At 69.5% G+C, this 14592-nt stretch carries 11 protein-coding genes; 3 read left to right on the top strand and 8 right to left on the bottom strand.

All coding sequences use genetic code 11. The annotated features are described in order from the left end of the window. Positions 1–58 precede the first annotated feature (58 nt). From G515_RS0115165 to G515_RS0115155, 3 genes are all read right to left on the bottom strand, one after another. Positions 59–1105 (bottom strand): hemolysin family protein, encoded by a 1047-nt coding sequence (locus G515_RS0115165; RefSeq protein WP_028660819.1) that lies wholly within the window; start codon positions 1103–1105, stop codon positions 59–61. Further along, on the bottom strand, positions 1102–2490 hold the full coding sequence (locus tag G515_RS0115160; RefSeq protein ID WP_028660818.1) for a hemolysin family protein: 1389 nt from the start codon (positions 2488–2490) through the stop codon (positions 1102–1104). Before G515_RS0115160 ends, G515_RS0115165 begins: the two co-directional genes overlap by 4 nt. Positions 2491–2651: 161 nt before the next feature. Then, complete coding sequence (locus G515_RS0115155) at positions 2652–3512, bottom strand: hypothetical protein (protein WP_028660817.1); 861 nt, start codon at positions 3510–3512, stop codon at positions 2652–2654. 133 nt (positions 3513–3645) lie between these two features. Here G515_RS0115155 and G515_RS23520 point away from each other — a divergent pair, with 133 nt between their 5' ends. Next, positions 3646–3786 carry a hypothetical protein gene (locus G515_RS23520; RefSeq protein ID WP_169570653.1) on the top strand — a complete coding sequence of 47 codons (141 nt, stop codon included), beginning with the start codon at positions 3646–3648 and terminating at the stop codon, positions 3784–3786. Between the two features lie 81 nt (positions 3787–3867). On the opposite strand, the gene G515_RS21750 is transcribed toward G515_RS23520, so the two are convergent. The 4 genes from G515_RS21750 to G515_RS0115130 form a co-directional block, all read right to left on the bottom strand. Continuing rightward, positions 3868–5886, bottom strand: a complete 2019-nt coding sequence (locus tag G515_RS21750) for an MDR family MFS transporter (protein ID WP_051218461.1) — start codon at positions 5884–5886, stop codon at positions 3868–3870. Positions 5887–6104: 218 nt separating this feature from the next. After that, positions 6105–6764: a hypothetical protein gene (locus G515_RS0115140; RefSeq protein ID WP_028660816.1), complete on the bottom strand. Its 660-nt coding sequence runs from the start codon at positions 6762–6764 to the stop codon at positions 6105–6107. 39 nt (positions 6765–6803) lie between these two features. After that, entirely contained in the window at positions 6804–7610 is an 807-nt protein-coding gene (locus G515_RS0115135) for a SigB/SigF/SigG family RNA polymerase sigma factor (protein WP_028660815.1), read from the bottom strand. Between the two features lie 224 nt (positions 7611–7834). Continuing rightward, a complete protein-coding gene (locus G515_RS0115130; protein WP_169570650.1) occupies positions 7835–9148 on the bottom strand; it encodes a GntR family transcriptional regulator in 1314 nt (437 codons plus the stop codon). 207 nt (positions 9149–9355) lie between these two features. Here G515_RS0115130 and G515_RS0115125 point away from each other — a divergent pair, with 207 nt between their 5' ends. Continuing rightward, positions 9356–12007 (top strand): M14 family zinc carboxypeptidase, encoded by a 2652-nt coding sequence (locus G515_RS0115125; RefSeq protein WP_028660813.1) that lies wholly within the window; start codon positions 9356–9358, stop codon positions 12005–12007. Between the two features lie 310 nt (positions 12008–12317). Here G515_RS0115125 and G515_RS0115120 read toward each other — a convergent pair whose 3' ends face one another. Next, positions 12318–13184 (bottom strand): LysR family transcriptional regulator, encoded by an 867-nt coding sequence (locus G515_RS0115120; protein WP_028660812.1) that lies wholly within the window; start codon positions 13182–13184, stop codon positions 12318–12320. A 92-nt stretch (positions 13185–13276) separates the two neighbouring features. On the opposite strand from G515_RS0115120, the gene G515_RS21745 reads away from it, so the two are divergent. Then, positions 13277–14557, top strand: coding sequence for an MFS transporter (locus G515_RS21745; RefSeq protein ID WP_051218459.1), 1281 nt, complete (start codon positions 13277–13279; stop codon positions 14555–14557). Positions 14558–14592 lie beyond the last annotated feature (35 nt).

Genomic DNA, 14592 nt, shown 5'->3' with positions numbered 1-14592 from the left:
ACTGGCCGACCCGACCAGCGTAGCTCCGGAGGCCTCAGAATCCGGAGTTCTCAGGCGCTCAGACGGGCTCCTCGGCATGTGCCGCGTCACGGATCTCACCCACGAGCTCCTCGATGACGTCCTCGAGGGTGGCGAGCCCGACGGTATGACCATCCTTGTCGACCACTCGCGCGAGGTGTGCCCCCCGTCGCTGCAGGATCTCGAGGGCCTCATGCAGTTGGGTGTCGAGGGTCACCGTCGCGAACGCGCGGACCCACTTGTCCTCGACGGGACGGCGACGCCGCTCGTCATCGGGCTCGAGCACGTCCTTGATGTGCAGGTATCCCACCAGGTCGTCCCCGTCGACGACGGGGAACCGGGAGAATCCGGTGGCCGCGCACAGGGACTCGACGTCCGCACCGGTGGAGCCGCGACGGATGGTCGCGAGGGAATCCCGCTCGAGCAGCACCGTGTCGACGGTCTTCTCGGTGAACCCGAGTGCGCCCGCGAGGCGGTCGTACTCGTCCGCGGCGATCAGACCCTCACCGTGCGACTCCTCCACCAGCGCGGCCACCTCCTCGCGTGTGTACGTCGCGGCGACCTCGTCCTTCGGCTCGATCCGCATCAGCCGCAGACAGCCGTTGGCGATCATGTTGAAGGCCACGATCACCGGCTTGAGCGCGATCACGACGCCGTACATGGCCGGACCCAGCACCAGCGCGGCCCGCTCGGGACCCGCGATGGCGATGTTCTTCGGGACCATCTCCCCGAGCACCACGTGCAGGTAGACGACGCAGGACATCGCGATCACGAACGCGATCGGGTGGAGCAGGTCGGAGGGGACGTGCAGCAGGTGCAGCACCGGCTCCAGCAGGTGCGCGAGCGCGGGCTCGGCAACGGCACCGAGCAGCACCGAGCACACCGTGATGCCCAACTGCGCGCCGGCCATCATCAAGGACACGTGCTCCATCGCCCGGAGGGTGATCTTGGCCAGACGTGACCCCTGCTGTGCGCGGGGTTCGATCTGGCTGCGGCGGGCGGAGACCAGCGCGAACTCGGCCCCCACGAAGAAGGCATTGAGCAGCAGCAGCACGACGCCGGCGACCAGGGAGAAGGCGTTGCTCATCGCTCCACCTCCGCCTTCTCACCCGCGAGGGCCGCGTCCAGCGGTCCGAGCAGGCGCAGACTGATCCGATCCACCCGGCGGCCGTCCATATGGTCGACGGTCAGGGTGACCAGCCGCTCCCGAGGCTCCTCCGGGTCGCTCCGGTCGGGGACTGCGACCTCGGCGATGTCCCCGCGCTGCGGGATCCGGCCGAGGACGGCCAGGACCAGTCCGGCGATGGTGTCGTAGTCCTCGCTCTCCGGCAGGTCCACCCCGGTCAGGTCCTCCACCTCGTCGGGTCGCAGCAGGCCGGAGAGCGACCAGCTGCCGTCGCGGCGCAGCCTGGCCTGGGCCGACATCGAGTCGTGCTCATCGGCGATGTCGCCGACGATCTCCTCGATGACGTCCTCGAGGGTGACGATGCCGGCGTGGCCGCCGTACTCGTCCAGCACGATCGCCATCTGGAAGCTCTCGCGGCGCAGCAGCGCCAGGAGCGGGTCGAGCCGCAGCGAGTCGGGCACCAGGACGGGCTTGGCCATCAGGTGCTTGACCTTCACCGTGGACCGCTCGTGCATCGCCAGGCCGACGGCGTTCTTCACGTGCACGGTGCCGACCACGGTGTCGTCGTCGGCCAGGACGGGGAAGCGGGAGTGGCCGGTACGGCGGGCCAGCTCGATCACCCGCTCGGCCCGGTCGTTCGCCTCGAGGCTCATGGTGCGCACCCGCGGGGTCATGATCTCCCCCGCCGTGCGGGTGCCGAACTCCACCGAGCGCTCCATCAGCTCCGCGGTGTCGGCGTCCAGGGTGCCCTCGTCGGCGGAGTGCTGGATCAGTGAGGCCAGCTCGGTCGAGGACCGGGCCGACCGGAGCTCCTCCTGGGGCTCGACCCCCAGCCGTCGGACCAGGGCGTTGGCCGAGTTGTTGAGCAGGGCGATCGGGGCCTTGATCGCGCTGGTGAAGTACCACAGCGCGCCCATCGTGCCGTGCGCCGTGCGCATCGGGAGGGAGAGGGCGATGTTCTTGGGCACGAGCTCGCCGAAGATCATCGTGATCGCGGTCGAGATCACCAGACCGAGGGTGACCGCGATCGGTGTCACCGCGCTGCCCGGGACACCGAGTGCGTCCAGTGGTGGTGCGATCAGCGTGGAGATCGCCGGTTCGGCGAGCCAGCCGATCCCCAGGTTGGTCACCGTGATGCCGACCTGGGCGCCGGAGAGCTGGGTCGAGAGGTTGCGCAGCGAACGTTGTAGTCGCTGCGCCCCCGGCTCACCCGCTTCGGCGTCCTGGGCGACCTTGGTGCGGTCGACGGTGACGAGGGCGAACTCGGCGGCGACGAACACGCCGCAGGCGAGTACAAGGAACAGGGCCAGGAGAAGCAGCAGCAGGCTACTTTGATAGCCGTCCATCGGGCTGTGATTGGTCCTTCTGATCGGTGGGCGACAGGCGAACCACCACTCTAGTGGGCGCGGGCGAACCTGTCGTGGTCGGCGACCGCGAGCCGGGTACGAGCAGCGACGGGGCCCCGCCGTGTGGCAGGGGCCCCGTTGCGTTCAGCTGTTCCCGAAGGTCACCGGAGGGTGGTGGGTGCCACCGAGCCGCTCAGCCTGCGGCCGGCGACCGGGGACTCGACGCGCCACTCGGCCAGGGACGACGTGGTCGCGCCGCCCGACTGGAGGACGTCGGCAGAGCCGCCGGCACCCGCGACCGGACGACGGTAGGTGCGCCAGGTCTTGATCCACTTGTCGCTGAAGCCGCGGACGTAGTCGCCCTTGCGCGGGGTCCAGAGACGGTAGTAGGTGGTGCGGGAGCGCTTGGGGAGCTTGACCGTGTAGCGGCCGTGCCGGTTGGTGCGGACCTTCGCGACCTTGCGGCCCTTGGTGGCCTTGGGGCCCTTCACCTTGACCAGGAAGACCGGCTTGCGCTTGTAGTTCGGCGACACCTTGCCGCTCACCTTGAAGGCCCGCTTCTTCAGCTTCACGGTGATCTTCCGCTTCACCGGCATCGAGGCGAAGGCGCCGGTCGCGCGTCGCGCGTAGTAGGTGCCCTTGGCATCGCGGCCGCCGGTGTAGTAGAGCCGGTGGACACCGGGGAGGTTGACCCGCTGGCGCAGGTCGAAGTTGTTCGGGGTCCTGTCGACCGCCACGTTCTTCCAGGCGGCCGAACCGGACGGCCGGAACTGCAGGTAGACGGAGCCGACCGGAACGCCGCCGCCCTGATCCTCGTAGGCCCACACCCAGTTGCCGACCACGCGGAACACGCTGCCGTGGGTGCGCACTCCGCCGGTGTACTTCACGTTGACCCACCCGGTCGGCACGGTCACCGCCGCCTGAGCAGGTGACGCGGTCGTGGTCGTGAGCGCGAAGCTCATCATGCCCACCACGAGCGCTGTGGCGAGCGCTGATGCGATGGTCCGCATCGTCTTCTTCATCGGATCTCCCTCGGGACGAGAACAAACGTCTGCTCTCTTCCCGCCTCACTCCGCGTTGAAACCAGGCCGGCACCCGAATCTCAGGCAGGTTCGTCGCGGCGCGCCGTTGGGGCGGTTACGTACGCTGAGCGGCATGAAGATCATGCGGGCCGCCGTGCTGGCCGGAGTCGCCAAGAAGGTCTACGACGAGGCCCGGAAACCGGAGAACCAGGAGCGGCTCAAGGCTGCTGCGACCAAGGTGCGCACCGAGGTCGACAAGCGCCGCCGCCACTGAGACCCGGCACGGGACTCGGGACGAACGCCGGCCTGCCGAGCGTCCGGCCGCCCCTCGACGAAGCCCGGGCTTCGGTCCGACTCAGACGAGTTCCTTGGGCGCGGGCCCGTCCACGACCATCTGCTGGGAGAGCAGTTTCAGAGCGCCGGCGAGTTGGTCGTCCTCCGGCCCCCAGTCCTCCAGTTCGTCCGCGAGCCAGGCGCGGAAGGCCTCGGCGAGCTTGGCCAGCTCCGCCCGCCCGTCCTCGGTGACGGCGTACCCGTCGGCGTCGCCGGTGAGATAACCCTCGACGATGGCCGCGTCGAAGGCCGGTTGGAGCACCTCGCGGGGGATCCAGAACCGTCGTGCCACGTGGCCCAGGTTGGTCTCGAGATTCAGATCCTCTCGCACGATGATCTGTCGCACACACCACGCCGAAGCCGCGTCCAGGCGAGTGCCCGACGCCTCCCGGATCCGCGCCTGGGTCTGGCGCGGATCGACCTGCACCAGCCGGGCGATGGCGCGCTGGAGGGCGATCTGACTGTCAGCGTCCTCGGGCATGGCGAACCCGTCGCCGACGTCCGCGGCGCCTCGACGGTTGCTCTGCCGCAGCGGCACCTCCTTGAGGAAGAGGGCGAGGACCAGCGCCAGGAGGGCGACCGGCACCGCGGCCAGGAAGACGGTCGACAGCGCGTCGGCGTAGGCGTCCACGATCGGACCCCGTTGAGCCGCCGGGAGCGAGTCGATCAGGTCCGGGGACACGCTGTCGATGTCCACCTGGGTCGGGTCGATCCCCGCTTCGAGGACCCCCGCCAGCAGCTTGTCGCCGAGTTGGTTGGCGTACACGGTGCCCATGATCGAGGCGCCGAAGGAGCTGCCGAGGGTGCGGAAGAAGGTGACTCCCGAGGTGGCCACGCCGAGGTCGGCGAAGGCAGAGGTGTTCTGGACGACGAGGGTGAGGGTCTGCATGCAGCAGCCGATGCCGAGCCCGAGGATGATCAGATACAGCGACATCAGCCAGTCGCTGGTATCCGCGTCCATCGTCGAGAGCAGGAACAGGCCCAGCGCCATCACGGCCGACCCGACGATGGGGAAGATCTTGTACCGGCCGGTGCGGCCGACCAGGATGCCGGATCCCATCGAGGTGATCAGGAGGCCGATCACCATCGGCAGGGTGTGCAGGCCGGACCCCGTGGCCGAGATGCCCTGAACGTACTGCATATAGGTCGGCAGGAAGGTCATCGCGCCCAACATGGCGAAGCCGACGATGAAGGACAGGGTGACGCAGATGGTGAAGACCCGGCCGCGGAAGAGCCGGAGCGGGAGGATTGGGTCGACCGCCCGCGACTCCGCCCACACGAAGAGCGCGAGGAACACCGCCGACCCGACGAAGAGCCCGATGATCTCGGCCGATCCCCAGGGGTACTGGGTGCCACCCCAGGTGACCGCGAGGGTGAGCATCGAGACGCCCACCGCGACGAAGCCGATGCCGAGGTAGTCCATCGGCGGGCGCACCTTCTTGGCGATCTTCGGCATCGTCACGGCCGCCACCGCGATCGCGATGATCCCCAGCGGCAGGTTCACGTAGAAGGCCCAACGCCACGAGAGGTGGTCGGTGAACAGGCCACCGAGCAGGGGGCCGAGGACGGTGGTCACTCCGAAGACGGCGCCGAGGGCTCCCTGATACTTGCCGCGCTCGCGCAGCGGGATGACGTCGCCGATGATCGCGGTCGCGGTGACGGTGAGCCCGCCGGCGCCGATGCCTTGGACGGCACGCCAGCTGATCAACCAGAGCATGTCCTCGGCCAGCCCACAGAAGGCGGAGGCGGTGACGAAGAGAGCGGCCGAGAGCTGCAGCATGAGCTTGCGGCCGAAGATGTCACCGAACTTGCCGGCCAGCACGACCGCCACGGTCTCGGCAAGCAGGTAGGAGGAGATCACCCAGGAGAGGTGCTCGGCTCCCCCGACGTCGGCCACGATCGTGGGCAGGGCCGTGGAGACGATGGTCTGGTCGAGCGCGGCGAGCAGCATGCCCAGCATCACCGCTCCGAAGATGAGGTTGATCCGGCGACGGCTGAGCTCGCCCGCCACGGGCTCGTCCTCGGCCACGGCTGCTGTCATCAGTCCGTCTCCTCAGTGGCTCCCCCGAGCCTCGGCGGTGCTGGCCAGCCTCATCATGCCGAACATCCCACGACCTTGGGGAGCACGCCGCGCGGGTGGGGTCCCGATCGGTGATTTCGCCGGCCGGGTCGGTCGAGCGCTGCGGCGACACGGACCGCCGGCACGCCCTCCCTGCGGGCGGCATCACCTCACCCGACCGCACCCGAGCGCACCTGGCCTCACCCGTCCTCGGCAGCCGGGCACGACGCCGTGATGAACCGCTCCAGGGCCTCCCCCACCGACTGGTCGAAGTCTCCGGCTCGGTCGACGTGCTCCCCGTCGTACTCGTCGCGCCAGGCGATGGTGAACGGACGGTCCGCTGGTTCCCAGCGGAGTGCGGCCGCGCAGTCTCGAACGGCGACGCTCAAGCTCACCGGGCTCAGCCGGGAGGACGTGTCGACGGTCAACGGCAGTCCGGCCGTGACCACCTCCAGCCCACCGCCGGGGGCGTCGATCCACAGCACCGTCGAGCGCACGGACCCGGACAACAGCACGACCCCGTCGAGGTGCAGGCCGACCGGCACGACCTCCTCGCCCTGCCCGGGTCGTGGGTTCGCCGTCCGGGTCAGGATGAGTTCGACGGAGTGTTCGTCCACCCGGAGCGGTGCCGGGGTGGCACTGTCCGGACGCCGGTCCAGCGCGGCCAGAACCGCCAGCGTGCCGACACCCCCCACGATCAGCCCGAGCACCCCCGCCAGCGGCGTGCGCCACCTGCCGGGCACCCACTTCAGCAGGCGGCGCAGGAACCGGGACAGGAACCCCGAGATCCGCGAGCGAGACCCAGGCGACGCCTCCAGGACCTCCGGTTGCGGCGCTCGTCGATCCTCCGGATCGGGCACGCGCTGAGTCTATGACCGCGGCCCCGGCTCGTTGGCCGTTCAGGCCGCCGCGCGGGTGTCGTCTAGCTCGGCGCGCAACCGCTGGATGATCCGGCTCAGGATCCGGGAGATCTGCATCTGGGTCACCCCGATCTCCTCGGCGATGCGGGTCTGGGTCCAGTCTCGGAAGAACCGCAACTCGATGATCCGGTGCTCCCGCTCGGACAGTTCGCCGATCGGCTGCTTGAGCATCTCGTGGATCTCGACCCGATCGAAGCCGCGGTCATGGCCCGCCAGGAGGTCACCGAGGGTGGCGGAGGCGTCGGGCTCGACCGGCTTGTCCAGCGAGGCCGGGGTGAAGCACCCGTCCGCGGTCAGCGACTCCACGATGTCCTCCAGCGAGACGTCGAGGAGTTCGGCCAGTTCCCAGGGGTCCGGGCTGCGGCCGTGCTCCTGGGCGAAGCTCTCCATCGCCGGCACCATCCGGCCCTGGAGTTCCTGCACCCGGCGCGGCGGTCGCACCATCCAGCAGGCGTCCCGGAAGTGCCGGCGCAGCTCCCCCAGGATCGTGGGTACGGCGAACGCCAGGAAGTCCTTGCCCCGACCGGGGTCGAATCGTCCCACCGCCCTGGTCAGACCGAGGTAGGCCGTCTGGTCCAGATCCTCGGACCGCTCCCCATGACCGTAGTAGCGCCGGGCGAGCGTGCGAGCGACGTCCATGTTGACCTCGACGATGCGCTCCTTGACCTCCGCCGCGGCCTCGGGGTCCAGTCCCTGGAGGTCGGCCATCAGCCGACGGGTGAGGTCGGCACGCGATTGTGCCCGCCCGGAGTTGACGGGAGTGAGGGTGGAAATATGGTTCGACACGCGAATCACCGCTCGAGAATCAGAACTCTCGTGGCACTTGGTGGAACCACTTGTCCCCCAATCAACCAGATCCCGAGTCCCGACACAACCGCCTCCGCCACCGTTGGGGCGGGCCTCCCGGAGCGTCGAGCCGTACCTCCCAGACCGTCCGCAGCGCACCAGTCGAGCGTCCGTGAGGCCGAAATCAACCATCGCGCATCCCCGGGGACCCCCAACGGCAGGTATCAGCAGCTGACTGCACCGCGGTCCGACAATGCCTCCCCCAGCAATGCCTCTACGCGCCGGTGATGAGGAGCCGGGCTCGTGGCGGAGATCCAGACGTGTCGATCGGCCCGGTCCGGCTCCGTCAATCCGTATCCGTGACGCACAAGGACCCCACCCTCGTGGAGTCGCGACACGACCTGCTCCGCGGCCGGTACGCCGACCCACAACGCGAGCCCGCCCGAGCCCGAGACCTCGAGGCCGAGGGCGCGAACGGAGCGCGCGAGCACGTGCCAGCGTCGCGCGAACCGCCATCGGGACGCGGCCACCAGATCGGACACGACGGGGTCGATCAGCATGCTGGCCACCGCGCGTTGTGCGATCGGCGCCAGGAAGCTGCCCAGCAGTTCTTGCCGGTGACGGATCCGTTCCACCACGGGCGAGGCACCGCCGACCAGGGCGACCCGGACCCTGGGGCCGTACGCCCGACGCAGGTCCCGGACAAGGACGGTCCGATCAGGCAGGTGCCGGCCGACTGAGACGCCCTCCGAGGTGGCGAGCGCGGTGGCGCAATCCTGCTCGACCACCAGCACGTCGGTCTTCGCCAGCACGACCGCGAGTTGCCGCGCCCTTGCCTCGGTCATCCGGTGTGCCAATGGATCGGCGTATCGGGGCTGGATGATGACCATCGCCGGCCGCGAACTGAGGGCCCGTTCGAGCTCATCGGGCAGCATCCCGGCAGCGTCACAGGCTACGTGGATGAGTTGGACGTGGAGCGGCGCCAGCACTGCCGCGGTCTCGGGAGAGCAGGCCTCCTCAACCACGACCCGGTCCCCGGCCCGGACGGTGCCGGCCGCCAGATGCGCCAACGTCTCGGCGTAGCTCCACGTGACCGCTGTCGATCCCGGCAGGAACGGCCAGGTCTCTCGCAGCAGGTTGCCCAGGACGTCATCGACCTCGACGCCGCCCACGTGACCGCGACCGAGTTCGTCGGCCGCACGGGTCAGGAACGGGGATAGGTCGGGCACCAACTCGGCCGGGTGCTCGAAACCCGTCAGATCGAGCAACGCACCAGCCGAGCGATCGAGCACGGGGCTCAGATCCCGGACGAAGGTGCCGTTGCGCCCGTCGGAGCGGATCAGCCGGTCCCGGTGCAACACTGCCCACGCCGTCGCCACGGTGGTGGCACCGACGTGGAGTGTCGCCGCCAGGGCACGCACGGTCGGCAGTCGGGTGCCGTTCGGCAGCCGTCCCGCGCGGATCAGGTCCGCCAGATGTTCGGCGATCCCACGCGCCGAGGCATCGAGGATCCCCGCGGCCACCTCCCCGGCGGACACGGACGCGATGCGAACGGGCCGGACTGCTCCCATGATCGAGTCCTAGCAGAGCCGTTCCCGACTCGCCACCGGTGGCGGGGCCGTCGCCGCGCTCGCGAGTCCGCACAATGCGGAACATTCCTCTGGTCCCTCGGGCGCCGCAGCTCACTAGCGTGCCCTCAACGCCCGCCGCTCCCTAGGTGGCGGGCACCTCTGGAAGGGGCATGAATGCAACATCGACGATCGGCCACGGTCGCCATCGCGGCGACCGTGGTCCTGCTCGGGGGGACCAGTCTGGTCGGGTCGCCTGCCACAGCCGGGGACGAGGCCGCCGCAGCACCAGCTGCGAAGGGCATCCCCACGCCCGGAGACTTCTTCGGGTTCGACATGGGCACGGAGGGAAAGCTCGCCGCCTACCCCGACGTGCTCGACTACATGAAACTGCTCGCGGAGGAGTCCGACAGGGTCTCCTATGAGACCGTCGGCGAGACGACGATGGGCAACGAGTACGCCACGGTCTTCATCAGTTCACCGGAGAACCTCGACCGCCTCGACGAGATCGTGGAGGCCAATCAGCGCCTCTCCGACCCGCGGAACACCACGCCGGAGCAGGCCAGGGAACTCGCCGCGGACAGCGTCCCGCTCTATCACCTCGAGGCCACGGTCCACTCGACCGAGATCAGCAACGGTCAGGCGATCAACAACATCGTCCACCGGCTCGCCACCGAGGACTCCGACTTCACCGATGAAGTGCTGAACAACGCTGTGATCATGCTGGTGCCGTCGCAGAACCCCGACGGCCAGCACCTCGTGATCGACCACTTCAACCGGACCGCAGGCACCAACCTCGCACGCGTCTACCCCGACCTCTACCACAAGTACACGGGGCACGACGACAACCGCGACTGGACGATGTTCACCCAGGTCGAGGCGAAGTACCGGGTCGCCCTCGAGAACAAGTACCGGCCGGTGGTCACCCACATCATGCATGGCCAGGGGGCCACCCGCCAGCGCATCTTCGTCCCGCCGTACGGCGGTGTCACCAGCCCGAACGTCCCGCCGAACTCGAACGCGTCGACTGCTGCCATCGGCCAGCACGCGCAACGCGCACTCACCGCGGAGGGCAAGACCGGGGTGGGCAACGACGTGGGCTACGACATCTACTGGACCCTCGAGCAGCCGATGGGCTTCTTCCCGTTCACCGGTACCGCGGCGTACCTCAGTGAGATCGCGTCGGTCACCGACCTGGCCTACCCGCAGAAGTCGAGCGATGGGTCGAACCTCGGCCCGCAGCTCCCCGACCAGAACATGCCCCAGCCCTACGACAGCGACACCTGGACGCTCGCGGACCAGGTCGCCTACGGGGAGAGCGCCGCGTACGCAGGAATGGAATACGTCGCGCAGAACGGTGAGAACCTCCTGTACGACAACTTGTACGCCACCCCGGCGAAGTACATGAACGACGGGGTCGCCTCGGGTGTTCAGGCGTACGTCGTCGACGCCGAGCAGCGCGATCCGTACGCGACGTACGAGATGCTCGAGACACTCCAGCGGACCGAGGTCGAGATCGATCGGGCGACGGCACCGTTCACCGCCGGCGGCAAGGAGTACCCCGCCGGCTCGTACCTGCTCCAGACCCACCAGCCGCGCGGCAACTGGGTGGATCAGGTGCTCGGCAGCGACGAGTACCCGGTCGATGAACTCCCCTACGCCGAGGCGACCACGAGCCTGCCGATCCAGTTGGGCGTCGATGTCGATGCGGTGAAGGAACCGGTCCAGGCACAGGTCGAGAGGGTCGATTCCGTGGCGGTCCCCGCCGTCACCATGCCCGCGGCGCCTGGGGCATCCGGGGCCTACTTGGTGCGTCCCGAGTCGTACGGCACGATCCAGGTCGTCGCTGCGCTTCAGAAGTCCAACATCACCACGTTCCGTGCAAGCAAGGAGTTCGCCGACGGCGGGACGTCGTACCCCCCGGGCACCTACGTCATCCCGGCGACACCGCAGGCACGTTCGGTCCTCACGACGGCGACCAAGAAGGTCGGGGTCCCGGTGACGGCGACCGCGGCCGCGCCGCGGGTCGAGGGCATCCAGCTGAAGCCACGGACGCGGGTCGGGCTGCTGCGCGGTGCGAACAACATGCCGGGTGGCTGGGACATGTGGGTGATGGACCAGTACGGCATCGACTACGAGGTCGTCAGCGCGCAGGACTACCAGTCCGGCAAGCTCAACGACGTCTACGACACGATCGTGCTCCCGCAGGGCATCACCAAGACGCGGATCGTGGACGGGCTCGACCCCGCACGGTACGACGAGGAGTTCGCCTGGGCCTACGGCGTGGGCGAGGAGGGCTGGGGCAAGCTGCGGAAGTTCGTCAAGAAGGGAGGCACGCTGCTCGCGATCGGTTCGTCGGTCGCCACGGCACAGGAACTGCTCGACCTGCCGATCGAGCCGGCACTGCCCGGTCGTGACGAGTTCGCCACCGGCGGAAGCCTGCTGAACCAGGAGTTCGACAACACCGACATGGTCGCCTGGGGCATGCCGGAGGAGTGGCCGGTCTGGCTCTACAACACCCAGGCCTGGAGACCGACGAACAACAAGGCTGACATCGTGTCGAACTACCCGGAGACGGATGTCCTCGCGAGCGGCTACCTCAAGGGTGAGGAGCACATCGCCGGCGAGGCCAACGTGCTCTCCTTCGACGTGGGGAAGGGCAAGGTCGTGACCTACGGCAGCGAGATCACGTTCCGCTCACTCCCGCGCTCGTCGTTCAACCTCCTCTACAACGCGGTCTACGGCGGTCCGGCCGAGGAGGTGAGCCGCACCCAACTGCGCAACCTGCAGCCCGCCTTCACCCCCAACGGCACGCCGGTCGACCGCTGACTAGCACGCGCCTCGACCGTACCCGTCCATCTCGGTGCAGCGGGCACCCGCAGTCACCGGGTGAAGGGCGCGGGCACGTGAGAGATCGGGGCGGGCATGAGGGTGACCTCGTGCCCGCCCTGCCATCGAGCCCTGTCCCGCCGTGTGCTGACACGGTCGAGTCGGTCCTCCCGGACGGTCGAGTCGGTCCTCCCGGACGGTCGAGTCGGTCCTCCCGGACGGTCGAGTCCACGACTCCGCATTCGAACGTCGACGCGGCCTGACCCAACCGTCTGCGGCCGGGCGCGCGACCCCTGGCGGCGTACCGGGCTCAGAACCGCTCGCGGACAAGGTCACGGAAGCGGAGCACCGGCGGGGACAGGTCGCGGTCGGTGCGCCAGGCCAGTCCGATCGTACGGCGGGCGCCGGGCGTGGTGATCCGCACGCCGGTGCTGCCACTCGCCCCGGCGAAGGTCTCCGGGAGGATCGCCACGCCGAGGCCGGCAGCGACCAGGCCCTCGATGGTCGCGAGATCCTGACTCTGGAAGGAGACGACCGTGCTCACGCCGGTCTCCCGGAGCAGGCCGTCCACCAGCCTGCGATAGCCGAACCCCTCCGGCGCCGTGACCATCTCCTCGCCCTCGAGCTCGGACAGGGCGACCCGGTCCCGACCGGCCAGGCGGTGCCGGGGTGGGACCACCAGAGCCAATCTCTCCTCCTGCAGGCCCAACCAGCCGTACCCGCCTTCCGGCTCGGGCGAGAGGATCGCGAGGTCCGCCTCGCCCCGATCGAGATCGGCCAGGATCTCGTGCCCGGGCTCCTGGGCCAGTTCCACGCGAAGCCCCGGCGCTGCGACATGGACCGCACCCAGTACGCGGGGGACCAGCGAGGTGGCGATCGAGTCGAGGAAGGCCAGTCGGACCACCCCACCATCGGGATCGACGTCCGCGGCGAGGTCGCGCCGGAGCCGCTGGTAGCGGGCGGTCAGATCCCGGGCCGCCTCCACCGCCTTCCTGCCGGCCGGGGTGGTGTGCAGTCCGCTCGGTACGCGCTCGAACAGCCGAGCATCCAGCTCCGCCTCGACCCGGGCGAGCGCCCGCGACAGGGTGGGTTGGCTGGTGCGCAGCACGGCGGCCGCATCCGTCATGTGACCGACGTCGGCCAGGGTCACCAGCCATCCGAGATCGCGAAACTGCATGCACCGACCCTACGGCCTGATGCGGATTTCGTATGAAGCTTCTGCGTTGACATCATTGGACGCATCCCCGCGACGAAGGCAGAGTCCTCCGCATGCCCGAGCCAGCCGGCCACGACTCCCCCGCACTTCCCTCAGCGCGCACCGAGGAGGGCTATTTGCCCGGCACACCCGGCCACCGTCGCATCGTGCTGGCCCTGTTCTTCGCCGGGCTCTCCACCTTCGCCCTGCTCTACAGCACCCAGGCGATCCTGCCCGACCTCGCTCGGGCCTTCGACGTCTCCACCTCGGCCACGACCTGGACGGTCTCGCTGAGCACCCTCGGCCTGGCGGTCGCGCTGCTGGTGACCGGTCCGTTCTCGGACGTGGTGGGCCGGACCCGGCTGATCCACTTCTCGCTGACCTGCTCGGCCCTGGTCGCTCTCGCCTCCGCCGCCGCCCCCACCTGGGGCACCCTGCTGGCGCTCCGCCTGCTGGCCGGAGTCGCCCTCGCCGGGCTCCCCGCGGTCGCCACCGCATATCTCCGTGAGGAACTGCACGCGTCCACCCACGGCCGGGCCGCCGGCCTCTACGTCGGGGGCACCGCCATCGGGGGCATGACCGGGCGGCTGCTCACCGGCTGGGTCGCGGACCTTTCCGGCTGGCGGTGGGCACTGGCCGCGGTCGCCGTCCTCGCGGTCGGCTGCGCGATCGCCGTACGAGTCCTTCTGCCCGCCTCGCGCGGCTTCCGCCCCGTCCCCGCCGGCGTCCGGATGCTGCTCACCTCCACCCGGCGGGCGCTGGCCGACCCCGCGCTGCTGATGCTGTATGCGGTCGGCGGGTGCGCGATGGGTGCACTGGTCGGCGTGTTCAACACCGTCGGATTCCGGCTCGAGGAGGCGCCGTTCGGCCTCGGGGTCGGCGCGACCAGCTTGCTCTTCCTGGTCTACCCGCTCGGCTCGTTCAGCTCGGCGTACGCCGGCCGCCTCGCCGACCGGTACGGCCGCCGCGCGGTCCTGCCCGTCGGTGCGGCCGTGGCGGTGTTAGGGGTGGTGCTGACGGTGCCCGCCTGGCTCCCGACCGTGGTCGCCGGGGTGGCGCTCATGCTCATCGGGTTCTTCGTCGTCCACGGGGTCGCAAGCGGTTGGGTCCCCACCCGTGCCCATGCGGGCGGGGTCGCTACCGGTCAGGCCGCCTCCCTCTACCTGTTCACCTACTACGCGGGTTCTTCGGTCTTCGGCACCTTCGCCGGCCATGCCTGGACCTCGGGCGGCTGGGCCGCCGTGGCCGGGTTCGCGGTAGCCCTGTTCGCGATCACCGGCGTGCTCGGCCTGGTGCTGCGCCAGACCCGCGCCCTGACCCACGGCGCGGCCGACCCCGCCGTCGTGTCCCACTGAACTGTCCGGCCGCCGGACCGTGGGACAACCACGCT

Source organism: Nocardioides insulae DSM 17944 (assembly GCF_000422825.1).
Classification (GTDB): Bacteria; Actinomycetota; Actinomycetes; order Propionibacteriales; family Nocardioidaceae; genus Nocardioides; species Nocardioides insulae.
This window is presented reverse-complemented; position numbering and strand designations above follow the sequence as displayed.

Excerpts from the sequence above, each read along its gene's own strand:
- G515_RS0115165 (WP_028660819.1), bottom strand. The coding sequence starts at position 1,105 with ATGAGCAACGCCTTCTCCCTGGTCGCCGGCGTCGTGCTGCTGCTGCTC.
- G515_RS0115160 (WP_028660818.1), bottom strand. The coding sequence starts at position 2,490 with ATGGACGGCTATCAAAGTAGCCTGCTGCTGCTTCTCCTGGCCCTGTTC.
- G515_RS0115155 (WP_028660817.1), bottom strand. The coding sequence starts at position 3,512 with ATGAAGAAGACGATGCGGACCATCGCATCAGCGCTCGCCACAGCGCTC.
- G515_RS23520 (WP_169570653.1), top strand. The coding sequence starts at position 3,646 with ATGAAGATCATGCGGGCCGCCGTGCTGGCCGGAGTCGCCAAGAAGGTC.
- G515_RS21750 (WP_051218461.1), bottom strand. The coding sequence starts at position 5,886 with ATGACAGCAGCCGTGGCCGAGGACGAGCCCGTGGCGGGCGAGCTCAGC.
- G515_RS0115125 (WP_028660813.1), top strand. The coding sequence starts at position 9,356 with ATGCAACATCGACGATCGGCCACGGTCGCCATCGCGGCGACCGTGGTC.
- G515_RS0115120 (WP_028660812.1), bottom strand. The coding sequence starts at position 13,184 with ATGCAGTTTCGCGATCTCGGATGGCTGGTGACCCTGGCCGACGTCGGT.
- G515_RS21745 (WP_051218459.1), top strand. The coding sequence starts at position 13,277 with ATGCCCGAGCCAGCCGGCCACGACTCCCCCGCACTTCCCTCAGCGCGC.